The following is a 24903-nucleotide window of genomic DNA, read 5'->3' on the forward strand; positions in this document are numbered from 1 at the left end:
ACCACCGCATCCCCGGAGTCAAACCGCCGTCGCGGCGGAGAGTCAAGCGTTGCCGGGAGTTGCAGCGGGGGCTGCGACGGCAACCGCTCGCGAAGGGAAGTGTGAGACATGTCCTAGGATCGGCGACGTGGTCAATCGGCTGTCCCCGCGTGAGGCGATGTACTACTTCATGGATCCGACGGGGGCCACGAGTCATCTGGGCGCACTGCTCGTCGTCGACGAGGCGTCGTCGGAGCAGGCCGATCAGACACCCCCCGTCGATTACCCGTCGCTGGTGTCGCTGGTGGAGAACCGACTGCAGATCGCGCCGCGCTACCGGCAGGTCGTGTGCCCGGTGACGCTGGGTCTGGCCCGGCCGGTGTGGGCCGACGACCCCGATTTCGACATCAACTTCCACATCCGGCGATCCGGTCTGCCGCGTCCCGGTTCGATGGGCGATCTCGCCGATCTGATCGCCCGGGTGATGTCGCGGCCGCTCGACCGCTCGCGGCCACTGTGGGAGATGTATCTGATCGAAGGTCTCGGCGACGGCGGCCATGCCCTCCTCACCAAGACCCATCGATGCCTCGTCGACACGTACGGGCCGGAGATGTCGGAGGTGATCACCGACGAATCGGCGCAGGTCCGCCACCTCGATCCCGACGTGTGGATGCCCGGCCATCCCCCGGGCGCCGCCGCGCTGGCGATCGGGGCGGTCGCCGAGGCGGTGTCGCGTCCCGGTGAGTTGTTCGAGTCGGTCGTCGCCGGCAACGGTGTCATCGGCGGGGTCCGCTCGCTGGTCGGTTTCACCGTCGACCGGGTGGGAGACCTGCTGGCCCAGGTGACCGACTCGACGCCGTCGAGCCCGCTGGACGCACCGGGAACCTCGTCGCAGATGTTCGCGGTGGCCTCGGTGCCCCGGCGGGACTGCGCGAAGATCGCCGAGCGGCACGGCTGCACGGTCAACGACGTGGTGCTGGCGATCATCGGCGGCGTCCTGCGGCGGTGGCTGCTGTCCTACGACGTGGCCGCCCCCATCACCGGCACCGTGCGGGTGGAGATCCCGTTGACCACCCGCGATCCCGGGGTGATCACCTCCGCCGAAGCCGGTGATCGGTGGGTCGACGTCGGCGCGCCGGGTTTCGTCACCGATCTGCCGATCGGGGAGGACAACCCGACCGTGCGACTCGCGCAGGTGGCCGGGCTGGCCGATCGGTACTCGCAGTCGTCGCGGCGGGTCACCCAGGGGCCTCGCCCGATCCTGTCGGAGCTGGGCGTGGTGCCCTTCCCCGAGCTGGGTTCGTGGGCGTTCCGGTCGTGGGGAAAGCGCGGTTACAACGTCCCGATCGCCATCGGGGCCGCACCCGTCGCCGATCGGTATGTGTTGGGGCGCAAGGTATCCGGCATCTACTCGATTCCGGGGCTGGTGGCCGGGCATTCGCTGTCGATCGGCGTCGTGGAGTATGCCGGAGCGTTGCGGTTCGCCTTCACCGCCGACCGGGGCGTCATCGCCGACCTGCCGGCGCTGGCCGACTACGTCACCGAGTCGTTCGAGGAACTCGTCGGTGCCGACTGACCCGGACCGGCGGCCGGTCGGGGCGTCTCCTACGCTGATCGGCGTGTGGCGCAGCGGCGGCGAGTGTGACGAGGTGTGGCGATGAGGGTCTATTTTCCGGCGACGTTGACGATGCTGACGGCGCTGCAGTCGACGGGGGAGTTCACGCCGGTCAGTGGCACCGGGTTCGCACTCACCCCGGCGCTGCGGGAGTCGTTCCTCGCCGGCGACGACGAGGAACTCGCCGAGGTCGCCATGCGGGAGGCCGCGCGGGCGTCGCTGCGGTTGCTCGCCGACGATTCCTCGGAGCTGCCGATCCGGCGGGTGGTGGTGGCCGCCGACGTCTCCGATGCCACGCTGCGGCCCGATCTCGACGTCGCGGTGGTGCGGGTGGCGGGCCCGATCCCGCGGACCTCGATCGCCTCGGTGCACGTCGACGGCACCGACGCCGAGCCGGCGGTGCGGACGGCCGTCGAGGTGATCGATGCCGCCGATCTCGGTGACGAGGACGCCGAACTCGCCGTCGGCGACGTCGAGGACTTCGATCTCGCCTGGTATGCCACGCAGGAGCTGCCGTTCCTGCTCGAGTTGCTCTGAGTCCTGCTCCCCGGACCGCCATCGCGGATCAGGTTTCGGTGGCGTAACCTACGGGTGCGTAGGTTACGCCTCGATCGTCGGTCGGGGCGCACGGATCGAGAACTAGAGGACGGTGATCGATGGGCATCCGGGATCGCTTCGAGGCGCCGGTATCGGGAATCGCGGCACGCAGCCGGGCCGGCCAGTGGGTGCGCGCCGCCGTGGCGCGGATGACCACTCCGCTGCTGCCCGACGACTATCTGCATCTGGCGAATCCGCTGTGGTCGGCGCGTGAACTGCGCGGCCGGATCGAGTCGGTCACCCGGGAGACCGATGACACGGCGACCATCCGCATCCGGCCGGGCTGGGGATTCACCTTCGACTACGCCCCGGGCCAGTACATCGGCATCGGCGTCCTCGTCGACGGCCGCTGGACCTGGCGGTCGTACTCGCTCACCTCGGTGCCCGACACCACCCGGACCGACGGCCTCGTCGCCATCACGGTGAAGGCGATGCCCGAGGGATTCCTGTCCTCGCATCTGGTCAACGGACTGACACCGGGCACGATCGTCCGGCTGGCCGCCCCGCAGGGGGAGTTCGTCCTGCCGGATCCGCTGCCACCGAAGATCCTCTTCGCCACCGCGGGCAGTGGCCTCACGCCGATCATCTCGATGCTGCGGACCATGACCCATCGTCATCAGCGCACCGACATCACGCTGATCCACTCCACCCCGACGCCGGAGAGTCTGCTGTTCGCCACCGAACTCGACGACCTCGCCGCGTCCGGGATGATCGACCTGCACGTCCGCCACACCCGGGTCGACGGGAAACTCACCCCCGCCGATCTGACCACCCTGTGTCCGGACTGGACCGGGCGGGCCACCTGGGCGTGCGGGCCGTCGGGCTTCCTGGAGATGCTGACCGGGGCCTTCGATTCCGCCGGGGTCGCCGGGAACCTGCACATCGAGCGGTTCGCCCTCGAACGCGGGGCCGTGGGGGCGCAGGGCGGCACGGTGACCTTCGGACGGGCCGGCCGCAGCGTAGAGGTCGACGGGGCGACGACCCTGCTCGAGGCCGGCGAGTCGGCCGGGGTCATCATGCCGTTCGGCTGCCGGATGGGGATCTGCCAGAGTTGCGTGGTGATGCTCGACAAGGGCTGCGTGCGTGACCTGCGGTCCGGCGCCGAACACGTCGAGGGGGAACGCATCCAGACCTGCGTGAGCGCCGCGGCCGGGGACTGCACGATCGACGTCTGACACGCATCGCGACCGGGGGTCGATACCGGTGTTCGCGCCGCCGTCCCCGCCGACGGGTTAGGCTCGATGGGCGACGCTGTCGACCACGGAGGAGATCCGCGTGCGAGCCGAACTGATCGAACTGACGACGACGAGCGATGTGCCGGTCCTGTCCGACGGCGTCATCACGCTGCGGGCACATCAGACCGACGACGTCGAGAGAGTGGTCGGGTACGCCACCGACCCGCTGACGATGCGCTGGGCGAAGATGCCCTCACCCTATGGCCGATCCGACGCCGAGCGTTTCATCATCGGTGCGCTGCAGGGCTGGCGGGACGGCAAGTCCATGATCTGGGCGATCGAACACGAGGGCCGATTCATCGGCAGCATGGATCTGCGGGGTTCCGGCCGGATCGTCGACATGGGTTTCGGTCTGCACCCCGATGCGCGTGGTCTCGGCCTGGTCCGTCGGGCGATGGTGCTCGCCATGGAGTACGCGGTCGCCGAGCGTGACGTCGAGGTGGTGCGCTGGGAGGCGGCCGAGGGCAACCTGTCGAGCCTGAAGGCCGCCCACGCCGCAGGCTTCACCCTGGTGGGGCGGCTGCCGGACTGGCTGGAGATGAACAGCGGCGTCGTCGACGCGTGGTGCGGCAAGTGGCATGCCGGCGACAGCTTCGACCCCAAAACTACCTGGCATGCAACGACTTTCGAGACCGAACGGTTCCGGTTGCGGCCCCTGGAGGTCAAGGACGACGAGCGGATCCGGGAGACCCTCGACGACCCGATCTCACGCAAATACCTGTTCGGCCGTCCCGATCCGCTGACCGTCGAGCATGCCGCCGCCGAACGCACCCGCAAGTGGTGGACCGCCGCGTGCGGGCAGACCTGCACCTGGGCGGTCGCCGACCGCGAGACCGACAAGTACATGGCCGACATCTCGCTGTTCAAGATCGATCCCGTCGTCGGTGCCGAGGCCGGCTTCTACACCCATCCCGAATCCCGCGGTCTCGGCGTGCTGGGGGAGACGTTCCCGGCGGCGGTCCGGCACAGCTTCGATGTGCTCGGGCTGCGCCGGCTGACGATGTTCGCCGCCGACTCCAACGAGGGCAGCAAGAAGCTCGCGTTGCGCGCCGGATTCCACGAGTTCGGGACCCAGCCCCTCGCGGCCAGCTCCGACGGGCGCATCGAGGACCTCGTCGGATACGAGCTGCTGCGGGACTGATCCGCCCCGGCGCGGACCGCCCGGTGGTCCGCGCCACACCTCACCATCGTTCATTGCCATCGCTGGACACCACGCCCGACGACAACCTACGCTGTCGTAAGTTACGGAAACGTAGCCGTAGGCATGAGGGGGTTCTGCCCGCGGCGTGAGTCGAGAGGGAGCGCATGGCGATCACCGACATTCCCGAATACGCCCACCTGTCCGAATCCGACATCGAGGCCCTCGGGGCCGAGCTCGACGCCATCCGCGCCGACATCGAGGCGGCGCGCGGCGAGCGGGATGCCCGCTACATCCGCAACACCATCCGCTTCCAGCGAGGCCTCGAACTGGCCGGGCGGACGATGATCGCCGGATCGCGCAACCGGACCCTGTGGTGGGCCGGCGCGGCCACCCTCGGCGTCGCGAAGATCGTCGAGAACATGGAACTCGGCCACAACGTGATGCACGGGCAGTGGGACTGGATGAACGATCCCGAGGTGCATTCGACCACCTGGGAGTGGGACAACACCGACCCGTCGGCGCACTGGAAGCACACCCACAACTACATCCATCACAAGTACACCAACGTGCTGGGCATGGACGACGACGTGGGCTACGGTCTGCTGCGCGTGACCCGCGATCAGCGCTGGCGGCCGTTCAACTACGGCAACCTGGTGTACAACACGCTGCTGGCCCTGCTGTTCGAATACGGTGTCGCCGCACAGCATCTCGAGCTCGGCAAGAAGCGCAAGACGCCCGAGGCCAAGGAGCAGTTCCGCCGTGACCTGAATGATGTCGGCCGCAAGGTCGGCAAACAGGTCGCCAAGGACTACCTCATCCACCCGTCACTCGTGGCCGCGGCCGCGGTGGCCGTCGGTGGCGACAAGCGCTCGGCGGCAACGGCTTTCCGTAAGGCGGTGACCGCCGATGCGATGGCCAGCGCCATCCGCAACGTGTGGAGCAACGCGGTCATCTTCTGCGGTCACTTCCCCGACGGTGCCGAGAAGTTCACCAAGCAGGATGTCGACAGCGAGACGCAGGCGCAGTGGTATCTGCGACAGATGTTGGGCAGCGCCAACTTCCGGTGCGGTCCGATCCTGGCCTTCATGAGCGGCAACCTGTCGTATCAGATCGAGCACCACATCTTCCCGGATCTGCCGAGCAACCGGCTCGCCGAGATCGCGGTGCGGGTGCAGGCGCTGTGTGAGAAGTACGACCTGCCCTACACCACCGGCTCGTTCCCGCTGCAGTACGCGAAGTCGTGGCGCACCATCGCCAAACTGTCGCTGCCGAACAAGTACCTGAAGGCGACCGCCGACGACGCGCCGGAGACCGCATCCGAGCGCCGGTTCAAGCAGGACCTGCCGGCCGGGGCCCGGTTGGCGTCGACCACCGATCCGATGACCGGGCGTCGCCGGGGACTGCGGTCGGCCATCAGGGCGCTGCGTGACCGCCGAAACGGGGGCCGTCGCAACCGACTTGGACGGTCGTCCCAGGTCATCGGGTCGCGGGCGGCCTGAGGGCAGGTGGCCCCGGTGGGTGTGGTGAGGGCATAATCGACGGCGATGGCAATCACCGACATCAATGAGTACGCGCACCTGACCGACGCCGACGTGGAAGCGCTCGGCGCCGAACTCGACGCCCTTCGACGGGAGGTCGAGGCCGACCGCTGTCTCCGCGATGTCCGGTACCTCCGCCGCACGATCCTCGCCCAGCGGGCCCTCGAGGTCACCGGCCGGGCGTTGCTGCTCGGCAGTCACAAGCGTCCGTTGTGGCTGCTCGGGACGGGTTCCCTCGCGCTGGCCAAGATCATCGAGAACATGGAGCTCGGGCACAACGTGATGCACGGGCAGTGGGACTGGATGAATGATCCCGAGGTGCATTCGACCACCTGGGAATGGGACATGGTGTGCGCGTCGCCGCACTGGAAGCACTCCCACAACTACATCCATCACAAGTACACCAACGTCGTCGGCATGGATCACGACGTGGGCTACAAGATCCTGCGCGTGACCCGCGACGAGGAGTGGGAACCGCGCCGGCTCTTCCAGCCGCTGTTCAACGTGATGCTCGCGGCCACCTTCGAATGGGGGATCGGCCTGCACGATCTCGCGCTCAAGGACGTCCTCGAGGGCAAGAAGCCGATGTCGGAGGCGCGGCCGCAGATCCAGGAGTTCGGCCGCAAGATCGGCAAGCAGGTCGCCAAGGACTACGTGCTGTTCCCGGCCCTGACCGGCCCCAACTTCCGGCACACGCTGACCGCGAACCTCACGGCCAACCTGATCCGCAACCTGTGGGCGTACGTGGTCATCTTCTGCGGTCACTTCCCCGACGGGGCCGAGAAGTTCACCGTCGACACCCTGGACAACGAGACCCAGGGCCAGTGGTATCTCCGACAGATGTTGGGCAGCGCCAACTTTCGGGCCGGACCGGCGATGGCGTTCATGTCCGGGAACCTCTGCTATCAGATCGAACACCACCTCTACCCGGATCTGCCGAGCAACCGGCTCGCCGAGATCGCGGTCCGGGTGCGGGCGCTGTGCGACAAGTACGACCTGCCCTACACCACCGGCTCGCTGTGGTTCCAGTACCTCAAGACACTGCGGACCATCAACAAGCTGGCCCTGCCGGATCGGTTCCTGCGTGACACCGCCGACGACGCCCCGGAAACCGCCTCCGAGCGCCGCTTCGTCGGCACCGACCGGGCTCTCGGCCTCAAGACGGCCATCGCCGAGGTGCGTCGGCGTCGGCGTTTACGCCGTCGCGCGAGCGCGTAAGCGCCCCTGGGCCGCGACACCCTGGACCTCGTGCCCGCGTTCGGTGATCGCGAACCACCCCCACAGCGCCAGTCCGGCCGCTGCCGCGCCGGCCCCCGCGGCACAGACCAGTGACCACCCGCCGGTCTGATAGGCCCAGCCGCCGAACGCGGAGCCGATGACGCCCCCGGTGAAGTAGGCGACCATGTACGCCGTCGTCAGGCGGGAGCGGGCCTCGCCGTCGAGTGAGTACACCGCCGCCTGGTTGGCGATCTGCACACCCTGCACCCCGAAGTCGAAGACCAGCAGGGCGATGATCAGCACGATCACCTGATGCGCACCCACCCACAGCAGGCCCCAGCTCACCAGCTGAACCAGCCAGACGCCGTACTGCGTGTGCCGCAGGAAACCGCGGTCGGCGAGCCTGCCGACCCGGGGTGCGGCCATCGCGCCGGCCACGCCGGCGAGACCGAACAGCCCGATCGCGGCGTCGGAGAAGTGATACGACGAGCCGTGCGCTCCGGCGAGCAGGAACGCGATCGCCGTCCACATGGCGCTGAACGTCGCCATGTTGAGTCCACCCAGCAGCATGCGATGCCGGAGGACGTTCTCGGTGCGGATCAGGGTGAAGATGGACCCCAGCACCCGCAGATAGCTGTTTCCGCCCGTCGACGTGGCCGTCTGCGGGGCCCGGAACCAGACAGCAAGGGCCATCACGACCTGGACGACGGCGGCCACGACGAGAACGGTGCGCCAGCCGCCGGCCTCGGCGATCAGCCCGGAGATGACGCGGGAGAACAGGATGCCGATGAGCAGACCGCTCATCACGGTGCCGACCACCGCGCCACGCTCGCCCGGTCCGGCGATCGCGGCCGCCCACGGGACGACCACCTGCGCCGCCGACGCGGAGATCCCGACGGCGAACACCATCACCATCAGGACCGCGTAGGCGGGGGCCGCGGCGGCGATGGCCAGGCCGACACACGAGACGATCAACAGGCCGCTGACCAGGCGACGCCGATTGACGAAGTCGCCGAGCGGGACGACGAGCGCGAGGCCGATCAGATAGCCGGCCTGGGTGACGGAGATGATCAGCCCGGCGGCGGTGGTGGACACCCCGAAATCGGAACCCACCTCATGCAGCAGTGGCTGCAGATAGTAGAGGCACCCGGCCGACGATCCGGCGGTCAGGGCGAACAGCAGGACGACGACGCGACTCAGTCGGGTACTCGCCGATGAGGCCGGCGTATCGGTGGACGTGTGCATGTCACCATCGTGACGCACATCGGCCATGATGAAAAGCGATAGATTTCGATATAGACATCTCTTCTCGAGATGGGTAGCAGGTTCGGCGGGAGGAAGACCATGGAACTCCGACAGCTCGAGTACTTTCTCGCGTGCTGCGATACCGGCACGTTCACCGCGGCCGCGAAGTCACTGCACGTGGTGCAGTCGGCGGTGTCGTCGTCGGTGGCCAAACTGGAGAAGGAGGTCGGTGCGCGACTGTTCGACCGCACCACCACGGCGCTGGTCCTGACCGAGGCCGGACAGGCGATCGTCGAACCCGCCCGGGCCGCGCTACGCGCGCGGTCGGAGATCGTGGAGGCGATCGGGGCATTGCGGGGTGACATCTCCGGGCATGTGTCGGTGGGTGCCCTGATCAACATCGCCACCATCGATCTGGCCGAGGCCTTCGGCGAGGTGCACCGGCGGCATCCGGGGATCACGATCGCGATGCGCCAGAATCAGCAGGGCAGTGCCGGCAACGTGCGCGGAATCCGGTACGGGACACTCGATCTGGCTCTTCTCGGTGGATTGCCGGACCAGGTCCCCGGCGTGGTCGCGCACCGATTGGCCGCGGAACCGCTGGTGCTCGTCGGCTCCCCGGATCATCCTCTGATGCAGGCGGGTTCGTTCTCGGTGGCCGATCTCGCCGACGAACGCACCATCGATTTCCCGCCGGGATGGGGGACGCGGGCCATCACGGATCGTTATGTGCCGAATCGGCGGTCGGTCATCGAGGTGGCAGATCAGGACTTTGGAATCCAGTTGGCGCTCAACGGTTTCGGACTGAGTCTGGTGCCCACCAGTGTGGTGGCCGGACATCCACGGGCGCGTCCGGCGCACTGCCGGGATGCGGATCTGACCTGGGTTATCTCCATCGCGCATTCGGCCACCCGGACGCCGTCCACGGTGGCGCGGGCGGTGCTCGACATCGTGCGCGAGGTGACGACGGAACGGGCTATCGAGAACGGTTCCCGCCACGGCTAGGATCGGTGGGTATGACCGGGCCGAGCCTCACTGATGTCTTCAATTCCACGAGCGCGGATTTCGATGCCGTGACACCCGAGGTGTGGGGTCCCGCGGGGACCGCGCTGGCCGCCGCCGCAGGCCTGCGCGCCGGTGATCGTGTGCTCGACATCTGTTGCGGCACCGGCGCCAGTGCGCTGGCCGCCGCCCGCCTCGTCGGCCCCGAGGGTGCGGTCACTGCAGTCGATTTCGCCGCCGAGCTGATCGAGCGGGCCCGGGCGAACGCGGATGCGGCGGGACTGCGAACCATCGACTTCCGGGTGGGCGACGTCACAGCCCTGCCGCAGCGATACCGGTCCGACTTCGACGCCCTGACCTGTGGCTTCGGCGTCTTCTTCCTCCCCGACATGGACGATACGGTGCGCAGCCTCCTGACGCTGCTGCGCGCAGGTGGTCGAGTCGCCTTTGCCGTCTGGCATGAGGACGCACTGCACGATTTCACCGCCGCATACTTCGCCGAGGTGTCCCGGGTGACCGGTGCACCGCCACCGCCGTCGTTGCGCGCACCGTCGGACGGCCCGCGGCATCCGATCACCCGCATCGACACGGTGGACAAGATCACCGCCTGGCTCGAATCCCTCGGCACAGTTCACGCATCGGCGACGGTGTTGCCGTTGCGGGTACCCCCGCACCGACAACTTCTCGTGGGCGATGGTGCTCGGCAGCGGAATGCGAGGGGCGCTCCTCGATCTGGATGCCGAGCAGGTGACCGACATCCGAACGGGCTTTTTGCGGCGTCTCGCCGATGACGGCATGTCCGAGGTCAACTGCGACACCATCATCGCGACCGCTGCCCGCCCCGGGAGCGATTGAGCGGGAAGGGGAGTGGCCGACAGGCCTCAGGCGCCGACCACGCCGTGGTCGGCCATCTCGCCGACCATCGCGCAGTGCAGGTCGCAGGCGAGTTGCAGGGCTGCCTCGTCGATGTCGAATCGAGGCGAGTGATGGGAGACGGTCACACCGCGGTCGGCGTTGCTGCTACCCACCAGGGCGAAGCATCCGGGAACCTCGGTGAGTATCTCGCCGAAATCCTCTCCGGCCATGGTGCGATAGTCGGTGAGAACGGTGTCGAAGCCCTGCATGCGTTGGGTGGCTGCGGCCTCGGTGAGCTCGGCGACGTGGCGATCGTTGACGGTCGGCGGCGGCGCCACGTGCCACGTGAGCTCCATTCGCGTGCCGGTCGCCATGGCGAGGCCGGCGGTGATCTCGCGCACCCGGGCCTCGGTGTCGGCCAGTACCTGCGGTGCGAATGCGCGACAGGTCCCTCTCAGGTTCACCTCGTCCGGGATGACGTTGAAGGCATCGCCGCCGTGAATGCTGCCCACCGTCAGCACGACGGGATCCACCGGCGCGATGGTGCGGGAGGCCACCGTCTGCAGCGCGGTGATCAGTTGTGCGGCCGCGACCACGGGGTCGTGTGCGCGGTGCGGCATCGCTCCGTGCCCGCCCTGTCCGATGACGCGGATGCCGAAGTCGACGACGCCCGCCATGACCGCGCCCCGGGTCACGGCCACGGTCCCCACCGGCAGTTCATTCCAGACATGAATACCGAATGCGACGTCGACGCCGTCGAGCGCACCCTCGTCGATGCACGCTCGGGCACCACCCTGACCTTCTTCCGCCGGCTGAAACAGCAGGCGTACGCGGAGATCATCCGGAGGGTCGGCGGCCACCAGTGCGCCCGCGACCGCGAGGGCCGCCATGTGCGCGTCGTGCCCGCACGCGTGCATGCGACCGTCGTGTTGCGACGCGAACGTCAACCCCGTCTCCTCGGTGACGGGGAGTCCGTCCATATCGGCGCGCAGTAGCAGCGTCCGCGCCGCGGTCGCGGGCCCGATGTCGGCGATGAAGCCAGTGGTGGCAATCGGCCGGCACTGCGCGTAGGTGCTCACGTAACTCATCACCGTGCGGCGCGTCTCGTGTTCGCAGAAGCCGATCTCGGGGATGCGGTGCAGTGCGCGACGTAACCGGACGAGATCGGTTGCGGCGTCGATCGTCACGTCGCCTCCTCGGTCGATTCGCACGGGCCGTATGCCGATCCCATCGTAGTGGTGCCCGGTTGTGGGCCGACCGGAGGATGCGTGGCTCGACCCGGCGAACGGGAGCTGCAGCCGACGCCGGCGGGCATCGGCACCACCGTCTGCTTCTGGCTCACCTTCTCCGCCACCGCGAACCGGGTCGGCACCTCGAACTCGGCGTCCTTGTCGACGTAGTGGTCACCCAGCAGGATCGGCGATGCCTCACTTCCGGCCTGGTGCCGGTGGCGGCGGCGCCCAGTCGGGGCGTACGACTGCACCGAGCCGGGAATGTCGGATACGCGGGTGTGGTGACGTCACGAAGTCAAGGCACCTGTGATCCGAGAAGCGTTCGACCGCAACATGTTCAGATAGGTATCGGCCTCGGTTCCCGGACGATCCAGGGATTCGGAGTACAGCGCGACGATCTCGATGTCGGACCCGGTCTCCTTGGCAAGTGCCTGTGCGAGGCGGTCGGGCTGTGAGGTGTCGACGAAGATCGCGGGGACCGATGATTCGTTGATCGCGCCGACCAGCGAGGCGAGATCGGAACTACCGGGTGAGGCCAGCGTGGTTCCGCTCGGGATGATGGCGCCGACGACCTCGAAGTCGTATCGGTCGGCGAGATAGCCGAAGACGTGGTGATTGGTCACGAGTTTGCGCCGGTCGGCCGGAACCGTGGCGAATTGGTCGGTCATCTCCTGATCGAGTCGGGTGAGCTCGGCGAGGTAGTCGTCGGTGGCCTGCCGCAGCCGGTCCGTGTCGATCCCGTCCACCTCGGCCAACGCCCGCGAGATGGCTTGTGCGGCATCCTTCATGCGGGTGGGATCGGTCCAGAAATGAGGATCCTGGGTGCCGGCCGCGTCCCCGGTGGTGTGTTCGCCTCGCGCGCGGAGATGCCGAAGGAATGGGGGTCGGCATTGGGTTTCATCAATGTGGTCACGGTGGCCTGGTCGCCGACGAGCTCGGTGACGACGTCGCCGAGGATGTTGGTGGTGACCACCACCTGCGGGCGGTCGTCGGCGCCGGTGCCACACCCGACCGCGGCGATGGCCGCGACGAGAATCACGAACATGGCCACAAGGCGAGCCGGCGGGTGCGTGATCGCGTGTCGTGGGGTGGTTGTCACCGACCGACCTCCACCATCAGCTCCGGTGCGCCGTCGGTGGGAAACGTCCGGGCGATCCGCAAGGCGTCGGCGTGGTCGACCTCGACGATCTGATGGGTGGCCGGGGCCGAGAGGTAGGCACGATCGGAGTCGACGGTCAGCGCGGATTCCACTCTGGCGCCGGGTATCTCGGCCGCCGCGATCCGCCGTCCGTCGCCGATGGTCACACTGCGTAACGTTGCGGCCTCGGTGAGTTCGACGACGTTCGCGTCCCGGCCCGGCGCCACGGCGGTCGCGATCGGGTCTGCCGACGCCGTCCACTCGAGGGTTCGCGTGGCGGAATTGATCGCCCACACCCCGGCCGGGGTGGGTGCCGCCGCGTAGTTGCTCCGGGGCCGGAAGGTGAGGCCGGTGGCCCGTGGTCCGCGGGATCCGTACTCGAGGAGTTGACTGCTGACCCGTCCGGCGGTGGTGGTGAACAGGGCGATGCCCTGTTCACACGAGACGGCCACCACGTTGCGCAGCATCGCGGCTCCGCGGGGATCCAGGCACTGTTGCTCGGTACCGAGTGATGTGCCCTGCGTGTCGGTGTGGACGAGGGTGTCCGCGGGCTTGTCGGGATCGGTTCCCCGAGCCATCACCAGACCGTCGCGGTAAGGGATCGCGAACCCGGACGTGCTGCCGGTGGACAGGGTGCGTAGCTCTGTGACATCGCCGTCCTCCAATGCTTTTCGGTCGAGGAGCATGACGCTGCCGTCTTCGGAACCGAGTGCGGTGAGCGGGCCCGCCCCGGCGATCGAGGTGACCGCCGCCGATGCCGTCACCGTGCCCAGCGCGGCCGAGGGGGCCCGGTAGTAGTGGACGTGGTCGCTGTGATCGACCGTCCAGCCGCCACTGTCGACCACCTCGACCGTGGTGCCGTCGGTGGCGTAGACGAACCGCCCGTCCTCGTCGAGGCGCCGGATGGGGATGCTCAGGTCGACCGTCGAGGTCGCTTCCGTTGCCACGTCGACCAGCCGAATCCGCCTGTCGCCGGCGGCGGCATAGGCCAGCGAGATCTGGGGCTCGGGCTTCTCTTGTGCGCCTTGGACATACCCGTGCGGCGTCGCCTCATCGGAAGCGTCCGAACGGGTCTGATCATCCGCGCCGCACGCCGACAGTGCGACGGCGGCGCCGGTGATCATCGCGATCGCGGCTGGTCGGATTCGATTGCGCACCTGCGCAGGTCCTTTCGTGTGTGAGTGCCCACGTTCCCGTTGGTGACGCGGCGTAACGCCCGGGCGGCGGTCCGGGCGACGAGGGTGAGGAAGAACAGGATCACCGCGGTGGTCGCGATGGTGGCGCCGGCCGCGGTGGCGGCGTGCCACGAGACCAGCAGGCCGATCACCGTCGACGCCGAACCGAATGCGAACGCCACCCCCATCGCGGCCGGTACCCGACGCACGATCAGCAGCGCACTGGCCGACGGTGCGACGAGCATCCCGAAGGCCAGCAGGGTGCCGACGACGCTGAAGGCGCCGGCCATGGCAACGGCGAGCGTGAGCACGATCATCAGATTGGTCGTGACCGGTCGCAGTGCGAGGGTGCGCGCCTTGCGTTCGTCGAACGTCACCGCCAGAAACGCCCGGTAGAACGCCGTGGTGACGAGTCCAACGATGGCGACAAGAGCCAGGAGCCGGCCGATGTCGCCGGTGGTGATGGCGAGGACGTCGCCGAACAGGAATGCGGTGAGATCCGTTGCGAACGACGAGGAATAGGACACGATGATGACACCGATCCCCAGCAGTCCGACGAACAGAAGGCCGATCGAGGTGTCCCTGCCGAAATCCTGATGGGTTCGCATGGCCTCGACCCCGAGGACCATGACCACCGCGCTCACCGCGGCGCCGATGACGAGGTCGATGCCGAACAGGGAGGCGATCGCGACGCCGGGGAGCATGGCGTGTCCCATGGCCTCGCCCAGGAATGTCAGCCCGCGGGCGATCACCCAGACACCGACCAGTGCGCACAGTGCCGACAGGGCGATGCCGCCCCAGAGTGCTCGTTGGACGAAGGCGACACCCAGTGGTTCGAAAAGTCCTACAAGCACGGCATAATGCTATCGGTTGTCATTTGCGGTAAGAAATGGGGGTGTGCGGTGTCGGGCTTCGACGTTCGTGGATTGGGTTTCGGCTATGGCGCCACGGCGATCTTCGACGGGTTCGATGCCGACCTCCCCGCGGGCCGCGTGACCGCCCTCGTGGGCGGGAACGGCTCGGGAAAGAGCACGCTGCTCAACATCTTTGCCGGTATTCTGCGGCCGGACGCCGGGGGGATTCGGCCACATCCGCAGTGTCCGGCCATACTGGCCCAGCGCACCGAGCATATCGACGGGCTTCCGTTGACGGTCCGGGATTGCGTGCGGATCGGTCGCTACGCGCAGGTCCCGTTCTGGCGTCCGCTCGGTGCGCGTCACCGTCGGGCCGCCGACGAGATGATCGAACGAGTCGGCATGGTCGAGCATCGCAACGCGCGGTTGCGCGACCTCTCCGGCGGGCAGCGGCAACGGACGATGATCGCGCAGACCATGGTGCAGCAGGCCGACCTGTATCTCCTCGACGAACCGTCGGCTGCCCTCGACGCGGCAGGTAAGCAGGTCCTGTTCACGCTGCTGCGCGAAAAGGCCGAACTGGGGAAGGCGATCCTGATCGCCACGCACGATGACGACGAGGTGGCCTTCTGTGATCGGGTGATCGACCTGGGTCGGCCGACGGGCGGGTAACAGAACAGACTTCTCTGAATACATGATCAGATGTACCGTCGCGGGCGTGGAGAATGTGGCGCGCCCGGGACGCCTCTGACGCGTTCGGTTACGCCCTGTCGGATTCGACGCGCACCCAGGTCTTGCTGCGTTTACGCAGCGGCGGTGCCTACCCGTCCGACCTGGCCGAGTCGATCGGCGTCACCTGGCAACCACTGTCCAAATCACCTGAGCTGCCTGCGGGGATGCGGGCATCGTCGGGCGCACTGATCGGGTTCGGGCCGGATTCGGTGATCGAGGTGTCCTCGGGGGCCGCGGTACAGACCCTGCTGTGCACCTAACTCTCCGCGGTACTGCTGGTCGGGCTGGTCCTCAATGCGAGGCCGGGCCGGTGGTGGGCCGATCCGATCGCGGCCCTGGTGATCGCGGCGATCGCCCTGCGTGAAGGTGTCAACGCGTGGAAGGGGGATGCATGCTGCGCGCCATCGGTCGAAGCACATGCCTCCGCCACCGCCCACGATGCGACTGCTGTGATGACTGAGTGGTCAACGCGGGCATGAATGCGGTTGTCGCAGATCAGCTTGTCGGTGCTGACTTCGTGACCGAAACCGCGGCGTGCGCCTGCTGACCGTGCCCGACGATCCCCCTGTCGTCCAGCGCCGCGGCCGTCGCGCGCACCCGATTGTTGCTCAGCCACACGATCAGCCAGACGGCGCACACGATGCTGACGATCAGGAAGCTCGGGGGAGCGTTGAACATCGCCGCGAGCATCAGACCCGCCCAGACCGACGCGACGGACAGGACGGTCGAGCCGATCATCGCGCGCAACGGGCGGGGCGTGAGCATGATCGCCGTCGCCGCCGGCGTGACGACGAGGGCGAACAGCAACAGCGTGCCCACCGCCTGGACGGCCATGGTCACCGTCAGGCCCAGCAGGGCCATGAAGACGATGGACAGTGCACGGATCGGGACGCCCTTGGCCTCGGCGACACCGGGATTGACCGATGTGTAGAGCAGCGGCCGGTAGATGAATCCCATGCACAAGGCCAGGAACACCAAGAGGCCGGCGAACACGAGGAGTTGATCGTGGGTGATGGCCAGCAGGTTGCCGAACAGGACGTTGGTCATCGTCGAAGAGTTCTTGGTGGCCAGTGAATTGAAGAACAATCCCAGGCCCGTCGCGAACGACAACACGGTGCCGGTCACCACCTCGCGTTCCCCGGCCTTCTTGCCGAGGAGTCCGATGACCAGTGCGCCACCCACGCAGAAGACCCCGAGGCCGAGGGTGACCGGAACCCCGATCAGTACCGCCCCCGTCGCGCCGGGGAGGCCGATGTGCGCCAGCGCGTGTGCGGCGAAGGCGGTGTTACGGACCACCACGAAGTAGCCGATCAGGCCGGCGGCCAGAGCCGCCAGCGTGCCACCGATGAGGGCATTCTGCATGAACGACGTGGTGAAGATGGTCCACCAGTCGGATTGATAACCGATCGCGTACGCCGTCATGGGATCACGCGCTCCTGGTGTAGAGCTCGCCCTGCGGCGTGCGGAGAACCTGAATCCGGGTGCCGTACAGGTGGGTCAACAATGCCTCGTCGATCACCTCGCCGGTCGCCGCATAGTGCGCGTGGCCGTCCAGGAGATAGATGGCACCGGTGAGGAACGGCAGGAACGGATTGAGGTCGTGTGCCACCACCACGATGGTCATCGAGTACTCGACCTGCAGTCGATGGAGCAGGTCGACGATTTCGTGCTGGCTGCGCAGATCCAACGAGGCGAGTGGCTCGTCGAGAATGAGCATCGTGGGCCGGCCGACCAGTGCTTCGGCGATGGCCACCCGCTGTCGCTGACCGCCGGAAAGGGTCGCCAGGCGACGGTCGGCGAACTCCTCGGCGTTGACTGCCGCCAGCGCCTCCGACACGCGGCGTCGATCCGCCGCAGACGTACGACTGAACGCCCACCGGGTGCCGTTGAGGCCGAGGAGAACCGCATCCCGGGCCCGGATCGCGCCGCCGGATTCCTCGGCGTAGTGCTGGGGGACGTATCCGATCTGATCTCGGTCCTCACCGGGAGGTCGACCGAACACCCTGATCGTGCCCCGCGCGGGAATCAGCCCCAGGATCATGTTCAAGAGGGTGGTCTTGCCGGAGCCGTTGGTTCCGATTACCGCGAAGATCCCATCGGCGGGTACCGAGAAGGTGCCCTGGGACCAGATCACCCGGCCCCCACGAACCGCACTGACGTCGTCAAACGTCAGTGCGGGTGGAGTCGTCGGGTCAGGACTGGACACCGAGGGCCTTGGCCAGCGACGTCAGTTGGTCGACCTGCCACGACTCGAACGAGTTCTGGCCCGGCGGCACCGTCTCGGTCACCTCGACCACCGGAACCCCGGCGCTCTCGGCGGCGGTCCGGATCTGCTCGGGGGTCGATCCCTCGGTCTGGGTGTTGTAGATCAGCACGTCGACCTGACGATCGGACAGGGTCTTGATGAACGCCGCGAGGTCGGCCGGGGACGGATCACTCTCATTGGCCGCGGCGGCGGCGAACCCGGCCGGGGTCTTGTCCACCAGCCCCACTGCCTGCGCCATGTAGTCGAACACGCCCTCGGTGGCGGCGAAGGTCTTGCCCGATGCGCCGGCCTTGATCTTGGCGATCAGATCGTTGTACTCCGACAGCGAGTCGGTGAACGTCGCACGCTGCGTGGCGAAGTAGGCCTGTGCGTCCGGGCTGATCTTGGACAGTCCTTCCGTGACGGCGTCGGCGACCTTGGTGACCGCGGTCGGGCTGTACCAGAGGTGCGGGTTGGCGCCGTCTGCGGTGTCGGTGATCTGCGCGGCGTTCACCACCGGTGCATCGGGTGCCGATGCCGCGGCCAGCTTCGATGCCCACGCGTCGTAGTCGGCGCCGTTGACGACCACCATCTGCGCGTCGGTGAAGGCGGCGCCGTCGGCCGGGCTGGGCTCGAAGTCATGGGGATCGACCGAGCTGCTGGCCACGATCGTCTTCACGTTGGCGCACTTGCCACCGAGTTCGGAAACGATGTCACCCCACTGGTCGACGCTGACCACCACGTTCACCGGGGTGGTCGGGCATGCGGGGGCGTTGGCGGCGGGTCCGGAACTGCTCGACGACGCGGTGCCGGAGTCCGAACTGCATCCGGCCAGTCCGAGTGGGATCAGGAGGGCCGCGGCCGCGACGAGCCCCAGCCGCCTGGAGAAGAAGGTCATAGCCGGTAATGATAACCGATGCCAGCAAGGGGTGTGCGGTCACCCGGGCGGTTCGTCGTCCGGATGGCGATCACGGCCCCGTCATGGCGCCGGGCCGATCAATTGAACGCTTCGACGAAGGCATTGATGGCCGTGTCGGGATCGTGCTTGGCCCATCCCTCGAGACCGATCACGCCGCGGTGGCCCGCGTCGCGAAGCGCTGCCGCGATGGCCGCGTACGCGATCTCCCCGGTGCCCGGCTCGCAGCGTCCCGGAACATCGGCGACTGAATAGTCGCCAACGAAAGACGTTGCTGTGCAGGATAATTCGATTGGATTCTCCTGGTCGATCTGCGCGTGGTATGGATCCGGGTTCATCCGGAGGTGGGGCGAATCCACCTCGCGCACCAGCGCCATGGTGTCCGCGGCGCGCGAATAGTCCGGCCGACGCGGCGCGACACACCAGGTCGGCATGGCTGCGCGCGGGAGCGCTGATCAGCACGGCGTCGACTGCGCGGGTGGTTCGCGGCGGGCTCACCGAGGTCGACGGTGCTCGCGCGATGCGTCAGATCCTGGCCGAACCGCTGCCACCCACCGCGGTTCTGGCATTCAACGACGAATGTGCCCACGGCGTGATGGATGTCCTCATTGGAGCGGGATATGCAGCCCCCGAGGATGTTTCGGTAGTGGGTTACGACGATTTGCGACGTGCCTCGCTCGCGCCGGTTGGCCGGCGGCGGTGCAGCGGTGAAGATCGTCACCGCGCCCCATATGGTCGTCCGACAGACGGCGATACCGCCCGGAGGGCATTATTTGTGATAATGTCCGGACAATTAATCGGGAGAGGTGAGCAGATGCGTTTGGGTCTTGTTGGTTACGGAGCGGGTGGTCGGATCTTCCACGCCCCCTACATCTCTGCGGTGCCGGACATCGAGCTGGTCGGAGTCGTCACCCGCAATGCCGACCGTCGCGCCGAGGTCGCCCGTGACCTCCCGGGCACGCCGGTGTTCGATTCATTGTCGGATCTGATCGACGCCGGCGTCGACGCGGTGACCCTCACGACACCGCCCCAGACGCGACGTGAGCTGGTGCTCGAGGCGGTGGCGCGTGGTGTGCACGTCGTCGCCGACAAGCCATTCGCGCCGGATGCCGCGGGTGGACGGGAGCTGGCGGAGGCCGCGTCGAAAGCCGGTGTGCTGCTGAGTGTTTTCCACAATCGACGGTTCGACGCGGACTTCGCGACCGTCTCCGGCATCCGCGGCGAGCTCGGTGAGTTGTGGCGGGTCGAATCACGCTACGACCTCGACGAGCCGGGTGGTCTCGACGCCGGTCCCACCGGTGGGTTGCTACGCGATCTCGGAGCGCATCTCGTCGATCAGATGCTGGTCCTGCTCGGTCCGGTGTCGGCGGTGTCGGCGCACCTGGACTGGATCGACCTCGAGGTCGGGCGCACCGACGTCGGATTCAGCGTCTCGATGCTAAGGCCGTCCGGGTCGGCCACGACGTCGCCGAGGTCCCCGCGTAACCCTGATTGCGTTGACAGCGCTCTCTCTGACGTTGACAGCGCTTTGCTTGTAGCCGACTGTGCTCGCTGGGCGCTGTCAACGGAATACGGAGCGCTGTCAACGGAATACGGAGCGCTGTCAACGTAATTCGGAGCGCTGTCAACGGCGCTCGGTTAGTCGTACGCGCCCGGGATGGTCTGATCCCAGTCGTTCACCGAACCGGTGACCACGCCGCTGCGATCGGACAGCAGGAACACCACGAAATCGGCGATCTCGTCGGGCTGGCCTAGCTTGCCCATCGGCACCGATCCATTGGCCTCCTCGATCCACGAGTCATCCGCACCGTGAAAGCGCTTCTGCACCTGCGCCTCTCCCTCGGTCTCTGTCCAGCCGATGTTGAGCCCGTTGATGCGAATCCGATCCCAGCGGTGGGCGTGCGCGGCGTTGCGGGTCAGGCCGATGAGGCCGGCCTTCGACGCCACATAGGGTGCGAGGTACGGCTGACCACCGTGCGCGGACATCGTGATGATGTTGACGATCGTGCCCGGGGCGCCGCGGTCGGTCATGTCGCGGACCGCGGCCGCCATCGTGAAGAACCGGGTACGGAGATTGACCGCGACGTGTTGTTCGAAGAGCTCCGGCGTGGTGTCGAGAAGTGTTCCACGACTGGTGGTTCCCGCGGCATTGACCAGGCAGTCGATCCGGCCGAACTCGGCGACGGTGGCGGTGACGGAATCGGTGGCCCCCTGCGGGTCACTCAGATCGGACTCGATGAATCGGACGGGGCACTCGGTGAATTCGTCGGCGAGGCGCTTGCCCTTCTCGGCGTTGCGGCCGCTGAAGGCGACACGCGCGCCGGCTGCGGCGGCGGTGCGCACGATCTGCGCGCCGAGGCCCTGCGTTCCGCCGCTGACGAGCACCACCTTGTCGGTGAGGAGTTGGGCACGGGCAAGCGACAGATCGGCGGTCATGGCAGGGGTCCTCTCTGGTGAACCGGGTCACAGAAAGATAATCATGATGTCAGGACAAAGTCGAGTCCTGGGCAGGACCCGTCGTGGCTCGCACGACCAGTTCGGGTGTGAGCGTGGCGGTCGACCGCTCGGTGCGATCTCGGTCGAGACGTTCGATGACGGCGGCGATCGCACGGTCGGCCTGTTCGGCAGGGCGTTGCGAGACGGTGGTGAGCGCGACGTTGCCGAGTCGTGCCAGCGGACTGTCGTCGTAGCCGGTGATCGAGACCTGCTCCGGCACCGCGACTCCCGCGGAGCGGAGCACGTCGAGGGCCCCGACCGCCAGTAGGTCGTTGGCACACACGACGGCCGTCGGCAGGTCTCCGGCGAGCAGCGAGTGTCCGGCCGTCATGCCCGCGGCCTCGGTGAAGCCGTCGGATTCGATGACCGACCCGGAGTGTGCGAGATCGTAGGACCGTAGCGCGCGCAGAAAGCCGGCGCGACGGTCGGCGGCGATCGCGCCCGACCCGCCCGACACGTGGACGATCCGGCGATGCCCCAGTCGGTAGAGATGGTCGACCACCTGCGCGATGCCCTGCGCATCATCGGTGCGCACGGCATCGACGTCCGGACCGCCGACGCGACGGCCCACCGCGACGGTCGGTACGCGTGTGGCCAACTCGCCGATCTGGGCGTCGGGCAGTTCGGTGCCGATGAGCAGCATTGCCTCGCAACGGAAATCGAGAAGTGTGTCGACGACGCGATTCTCGCCGTGCGTCGGGGTGACCGCACCGAGCACGATCTCGTATCCGGCGGCATCGGCCGCGCGGACCAACTGCTCGACGAGTTCGGCGTGAAAGCTGTTGCGGATCTGGGCGACCGCGCCGATCAGGTGCGTGCGCCGCGCGGTCATCAGTGCCGCGGTGCGATTGACCCGGTACCCGAGTTCGTCGGCGGCGGCCATGACCGCGGCCCGGGTGTCGTCGCCGACCCCGGGCGCCTGCCGGAACACCAATGAGACGGTCGCCTTGGAGACGCCGACGTGATCGGCGACATCGGCCATCGTGACGCGCCCGCGAGTGGCCATCGGCGGTCGTTCTCCTTCTTTGGTGCGGCGTGGGTGTTGACAGCGGCGGGTGACCGCCGTCATAGTATCGTACTATACCGGTCTACTAAACCGGTCTAGCGCGCTCGACGTGCGCATTCACATCGCCTCTTGCACTTCAAGGAGAAACCATGAGCCAGGATCCCGTTGGCGTCGCCGTCATCGGCGGCGGCATGGCCGGCCGCGCGCACGCGGCCGGCTACCGGATGGCGTCGACGCTGTTCGACGTCGATCGCCCCGACGTGCGTCTGGTGGCCATCGCCGACGCCAACCCCGCCGTCGCCGACGAAACCGCCCGACGCTACGGCTATGAACGCGCCGAATACGACTGGCGGGCGCTCGCGGATGCGCCGGACGTCCACGCGGTGAGCGTCGTCGTCGCCAATCACCTGCACCGGGAGATGGTGGAGGGCCTACTTGCCGCGGGTAAGCATGTCCTGTGCGAGAAGCCGCTCGCCGCGTCACTCGCCGACGCCGAGGCCATGGTGACCGCAGCCGAGGATGCGCCGGATTCGGTTGCCGCCGTGGGCTACACGTACCGTCGCTCACCGGCGGTGGAACAGATCCGCCGCGAAGTGGCCGCACAGACCATCGGCGCGCCGATCCATTTCAACGGCCACTACTGGTGCGACTACGGACTCGACCCGACCTCGCCGATCACCTGGCGCCACCGTGGCGGACCGGGGACCGGTGCGCTCGCCGACGTGGGTAGCCACCTGCTCGATCTCTCGGAATTCATCTTCGGGCCGATCGTGGAGGTGTCCGGAGCGGTTTTCCACACCGTGATCACCGAGCGACCGATCCCGCTGGGCACCACCTACGGTCACACCAAGGGCGCCGTAAGCGACGAGAACGCACCGGTCGAGAACGACGACATCGCCACCTTCACGGCCACTTTCGCCAATGGCGCCGTCGGCACCTTCTCGGCTTCGCGGGTCGCGCACAACCTGCCCGACGGCCTGGGCTTCGAGGCCTTCGGCACCGAGGGATCGGTGTCCTGGGACCTCTCCCGGCCGGCCGAGTTCCAGATCTCCCTGGCCGGCGACAACCCGGCGCTCGGCGGCTCCCGGCGCGTCATCATCGGACCCGACCATCCCTACATCCGAGGTGGGCTGCCGATGGACGCCGGCGGCGTCGGCCACGGCAAGGCGGAGTTCTTCGCCTACCAGGCGCGCGCCTTCCTCGACCAGATCGCCGGGATCGATGCCCTCGGCCCGCTGCCCGGCTTCGACACCGGGGTCCACAGCATGCGGGTCGCCGCCGCCATCGCCGGCTCCGCCGCCGCGGCCGGCGCCACCGTCAAGATCGTCTGACCCGTATTCACCTGCACCACAATCCATCCGAAAGAGGCATCATCATGAAACTCGGTGTGTACACCGCCATCCTGCACGACCGTTCCCTGCCCGAGACGCTGGAGGTCATCGGCTCACTCGGCCTGACCGGCGCGGAGATCAACGCCGGCGGTTTCCTGGGTACCCCGCACCTCCCGGTGGCCGAACTGCTGTCCGGGGAGGTGAGTGTCCGTGACTACCTCTCGACCTTCGACGGCACCGGCGTGTCCCTGGCCGGCCTGAACTGCAACGGCAATCCGCTGCATCCGGACCCGGAGGTGGGCCCCGAGGACGCCGACGACCTGCGTAACGCGATCCGGGTGGCCGGGCTGCTCGGCGTCGACCGCGTGGTCACCATGTCCGGACTGCCTCATGCGCATCCGGGTGGCCAGTGGCCGGCCTGGCACGTCAATACCTGGGATTCGGGCTACCTCGATTCGCTCGACTACCAGTGGGATGAGGTGGCCCTGCCGTTCTGGGCCGAGATCGATGCGCTCGCCCGCGAGAACGGCGTCACCGTCGCCATCGAGATGCATCCGCAGAATCTGGTGTTCAATCCGCCGACGATGAAGCGGCTCGTCGACCGGCTCGGCGCCACCAACATCGGTGCCGAGATGGATCCGTCGCATCTGTTCTGGCAGGGCATCGATCCGGTGGCCGCCATCGAATGGCTCGGCCCGCTGGTCGTCCATGCCGCAGCCAAGGACACCCGGATCAACGACAACTGCTCGATCTACGGCGTCCTCGACGAGCGGTTCACCCGAATCCCGCTGTCGGAGAACCCGACCGGACTCGGCGGCAAGCATGTGGTCAACAAGTGGCCGGAGGACTCCGCCTGGGACTTCGTCGCCGTCGGCCGCGGTCACGACATCGGATTCTGGACGCGATTCCTCGCGGCACTGGCGGCCGTCGACCCGAACATGGCCGTCAACATCGAGCACGAGGACGTCTCCCTCGGCCAGATCGACGGACTGCGTGAGGCCGCCCAGACCCTGCGTGCCGCCGACTCGGCGTTGGTGAGCTGACAATCTGACACACGGACAACTGCAGCGCGGCCCGAATTCTCGGGTCGCGCTGCAGTTCTCTGTCGGTGCCCACCCAACACTCGACCCGCGGCGGATACGAACGCGGTGTGACGAGCGGCTGGTGTCGATATACGGCGCGAGTGACCTGTGTGGCCGCATCTATATCTGCTGTGATGGCCGGCGGCGTTCAACTCCGGGTTCGGTTGTGGGAATCCGGTTGGAGAGTGAAGGCGTACTCGTCACGCAATCCGAAAAGCGCGATTCCCGCACCGGTATCCGGTGCGGTCCGATGCCGCGACGCCGGTATCGC

General features: G+C 67.6%; 23 protein-coding genes and 5 pseudogenes. 15 read left to right on the forward strand and 13 right to left on the reverse strand.

The features are described from left to right. Positions 1–127: 127 nt before the first annotated feature. The 6 genes from ACWDPV_RS19055 (at position 128) to ACWDPV_RS19080 (ending at position 7323) form a co-directional block, all read left to right on the forward strand. A complete protein-coding gene (locus ACWDPV_RS19055; protein WP_449744204.1) occupies positions 128–1555 on the forward strand; it encodes a wax ester/triacylglycerol synthase domain-containing protein in 1428 nt (475 codons plus the stop codon). Between the two features lie 81 nt (positions 1556–1636). Continuing rightward, positions 1637–2131, forward strand: coding sequence for a DUF6912 family protein (locus ACWDPV_RS19060; RefSeq protein WP_348809238.1), 495 nt, complete (start codon positions 1637–1639; stop codon positions 2129–2131). A 119-nt stretch (positions 2132–2250) separates the two neighbouring features. After that, the gene (locus ACWDPV_RS19065) at positions 2251–3366 is read left to right on the forward strand and encodes a ferredoxin reductase (RefSeq protein WP_348809239.1); all 1116 of its coding nucleotides are present in this window, start codon (positions 2251–2253) and stop codon (positions 3364–3366) included. 100 nt (positions 3367–3466) lie between these two features. Then, the gene (locus ACWDPV_RS19070; RefSeq protein ID WP_449744205.1) at positions 3467–4567 is read left to right on the forward strand and encodes a GNAT family N-acetyltransferase; all 1101 of its coding nucleotides are present in this window, start codon (positions 3467–3469) and stop codon (positions 4565–4567) included. Between the two features lie 164 nt (positions 4568–4731). Continuing rightward, positions 4732–6066 carry a fatty acid desaturase family protein gene (locus tag ACWDPV_RS19075; protein WP_449744206.1) on the forward strand — a complete coding sequence of 445 codons (1335 nt, stop codon included), beginning with the start codon at positions 4732–4734 and terminating at the stop codon, positions 6064–6066. Positions 6067–6111: 45 nt separating this feature from the next. Further along, positions 6112–7323: a fatty acid desaturase family protein gene (locus tag ACWDPV_RS19080; RefSeq protein WP_449744207.1), complete on the forward strand. Its 1212-nt coding sequence runs from the start codon at positions 6112–6114 to the stop codon at positions 7321–7323. Here ACWDPV_RS19080 and ACWDPV_RS19085 read toward each other — a convergent pair. Continuing rightward, positions 7300–8568 carry an MFS transporter gene (locus ACWDPV_RS19085; RefSeq protein WP_348804477.1) on the reverse strand — a complete coding sequence of 423 codons (1269 nt, stop codon included), beginning with the start codon at positions 8566–8568 and terminating at the stop codon, positions 7300–7302. The two genes, ACWDPV_RS19080 and ACWDPV_RS19085, sit on opposite strands and share 24 nt — an antisense overlap. A 99-nt stretch (positions 8569–8667) precedes the next feature. Here ACWDPV_RS19085 and ACWDPV_RS19090 point away from each other — a divergent pair, with 99 nt between their 5' ends. Both ACWDPV_RS19090 and ACWDPV_RS19095 read left to right on the forward strand, forming a co-directional pair. Then, on the forward strand, positions 8668–9573 hold the full coding sequence (locus ACWDPV_RS19090) for a LysR family transcriptional regulator (RefSeq protein ID WP_449744208.1): 906 nt from the start codon (positions 8668–8670) through the stop codon (positions 9571–9573). Positions 9574–9584: 11 nt separating this feature from the next. Then, entirely contained in the window at positions 9585–10361 is a 777-nt protein-coding gene (locus ACWDPV_RS19095; protein ID WP_449744209.1) for a class I SAM-dependent methyltransferase, read from the forward strand. A 90-nt stretch (positions 10362–10451) separates the two neighbouring features. Here ACWDPV_RS19095 and ACWDPV_RS19100 read toward each other — a convergent pair whose 3' ends face one another. The 6 genes and pseudogenes from ACWDPV_RS19100 to aztB form a co-directional block, all read right to left on the reverse strand. After that, positions 10452–11612 (reverse strand): M20 metallopeptidase family protein, encoded by a 1161-nt coding sequence (locus ACWDPV_RS19100; protein WP_449744210.1) that lies wholly within the window; start codon positions 11610–11612, stop codon positions 10452–10454. Then, positions 11609–11908, reverse strand: a complete 300-nt coding sequence (locus tag ACWDPV_RS19105) for a hypothetical protein (RefSeq protein ID WP_449744211.1) — start codon at positions 11906–11908, stop codon at positions 11609–11611. Before ACWDPV_RS19105 ends, ACWDPV_RS19100 begins: the two co-directional genes overlap by 4 nt. A 36-nt stretch (positions 11909–11944) precedes the next feature. Next, positions 11945–12562 carry a metal ABC transporter solute-binding protein, Zn/Mn family gene (locus tag ACWDPV_RS19110; protein ID WP_449744222.1) on the reverse strand — a complete coding sequence of 206 codons (618 nt, stop codon included), beginning with the start codon at positions 12560–12562 and terminating at the stop codon, positions 11945–11947. 5 nt (positions 12563–12567) lie between these two features. After that, positions 12568–12702 (reverse strand): annotated as a pseudogene (locus ACWDPV_RS19115) (zinc ABC transporter substrate-binding protein); the annotation flags it as partial. Positions 12703–12752: 50 nt separating this feature from the next. After that, on the reverse strand, positions 12753–13952 hold the full coding sequence (locus tag ACWDPV_RS19120; RefSeq protein ID WP_449744212.1) for a hypothetical protein: 1200 nt from the start codon (positions 13950–13952) through the stop codon (positions 12753–12755). Further along, positions 13916–14824, reverse strand: coding sequence for a zinc ABC transporter permease AztB (gene aztB, locus ACWDPV_RS19125; protein ID WP_449744213.1), 909 nt, complete (start codon positions 14822–14824; stop codon positions 13916–13918). The genes ACWDPV_RS19120 and aztB overlap by 37 nt, the downstream gene beginning before the upstream one ends. Before the next feature lie 48 nt (positions 14825–14872). Here aztB and ACWDPV_RS19130 point away from each other — a divergent pair, with 48 nt between their 5' ends. The 3 genes and pseudogenes from ACWDPV_RS19130 to ACWDPV_RS19140 all read left to right on the forward strand — a co-directional run. Continuing rightward, entirely contained in the window at positions 14873–15496 is a 624-nt protein-coding gene (locus tag ACWDPV_RS19130; protein ID WP_449744214.1) for a metal ABC transporter ATP-binding protein, read from the forward strand. A 53-nt stretch (positions 15497–15549) separates the two neighbouring features. Further along, positions 15550–15727 (forward strand): annotated as a pseudogene (locus ACWDPV_RS19135) (ArsR family transcriptional regulator); the annotation flags it as partial. A gap of 68 nt (positions 15728–15795) precedes the next feature. Further along, a pseudogene (locus ACWDPV_RS19140) lies at positions 15796–16016 on the forward strand (hypothetical protein); the annotation flags it as partial. 35 nt (positions 16017–16051) lie between these two features. Here the strand turns inward: ACWDPV_RS19140 and ACWDPV_RS19145 are convergent. The 4 genes from ACWDPV_RS19145 to ACWDPV_RS19160 all read right to left on the reverse strand — a co-directional run bounded on the left by ACWDPV_RS19145 (position 16052) and on the right by ACWDPV_RS19160 (position 19094). Continuing rightward, positions 16052–16978, reverse strand: a complete 927-nt coding sequence (locus ACWDPV_RS19145) for a metal ABC transporter permease (RefSeq protein ID WP_449744215.1) — start codon at positions 16976–16978, stop codon at positions 16052–16054. 4 nt (positions 16979–16982) lie between these two features. Beyond that, positions 16983–17762, reverse strand: coding sequence for a metal ABC transporter ATP-binding protein (locus ACWDPV_RS19150; RefSeq protein ID WP_449744216.1), 780 nt, complete (start codon positions 17760–17762; stop codon positions 16983–16985). Then, positions 17749–18699 carry a metal ABC transporter solute-binding protein, Zn/Mn family gene (locus ACWDPV_RS19155; RefSeq protein WP_449744217.1) on the reverse strand — a complete coding sequence of 317 codons (951 nt, stop codon included), beginning with the start codon at positions 18697–18699 and terminating at the stop codon, positions 17749–17751. Before ACWDPV_RS19155 ends, ACWDPV_RS19150 begins: the two co-directional genes overlap by 14 nt. A gap of 98 nt (positions 18700–18797) precedes the next feature. Further along, complete coding sequence (locus ACWDPV_RS19160; RefSeq protein ID WP_449744218.1) at positions 18798–19094, reverse strand: TIM barrel protein; 297 nt, start codon at positions 19092–19094, stop codon at positions 18798–18800. Between ACWDPV_RS19160 and ACWDPV_RS19165 the strand changes: the two are divergent. Further along, a pseudogene (locus ACWDPV_RS19165) lies at positions 19040–19369 on the forward strand (substrate-binding domain-containing protein); the annotation flags it as partial. The gene ACWDPV_RS19160 and the pseudogene ACWDPV_RS19165 overlap by 55 nt on opposite strands. A gap of 162 nt (positions 19370–19531) precedes the next feature. After that, positions 19532–20203: pseudogene (locus ACWDPV_RS19170) on the forward strand (Gfo/Idh/MocA family protein); the annotation flags it as partial. Positions 20204–20355: 152 nt separating this feature from the next. On the opposite strand, the gene ACWDPV_RS19175 reads toward ACWDPV_RS19170, so the two are convergent. Continuing rightward, a complete protein-coding gene (locus ACWDPV_RS19175) occupies positions 20356–21153 on the reverse strand; it encodes an SDR family oxidoreductase (RefSeq protein ID WP_449744219.1) in 798 nt (265 codons plus the stop codon). 49 nt (positions 21154–21202) lie between these two features. After that, positions 21203–22219, reverse strand: a complete 1017-nt coding sequence (locus ACWDPV_RS19180) for a LacI family DNA-binding transcriptional regulator (protein ID WP_348804448.1) — start codon at positions 22217–22219, stop codon at positions 21203–21205. Positions 22220–22368: 149 nt separating this feature from the next. Here ACWDPV_RS19180 and ACWDPV_RS19185 point away from each other — a divergent pair, with 149 nt between their 5' ends. Both ACWDPV_RS19185 and ACWDPV_RS19190 read left to right on the forward strand, forming a co-directional pair. Further along, positions 22369–23550 (forward strand): Gfo/Idh/MocA family protein, encoded by a 1182-nt coding sequence (locus tag ACWDPV_RS19185; protein WP_348804447.1) that lies wholly within the window; start codon positions 22369–22371, stop codon positions 23548–23550. A 44-nt stretch (positions 23551–23594) separates the two neighbouring features. Continuing rightward, positions 23595–24593: a sugar phosphate isomerase/epimerase family protein gene (locus ACWDPV_RS19190; protein WP_348804446.1), complete on the forward strand. Its 999-nt coding sequence runs from the start codon at positions 23595–23597 to the stop codon at positions 24591–24593. The last annotated feature ends 310 nt before the right edge of the window (positions 24594–24903 follow it).

It is taken from the genome of Gordonia sp. NPDC003504 (assembly GCF_053587995.1).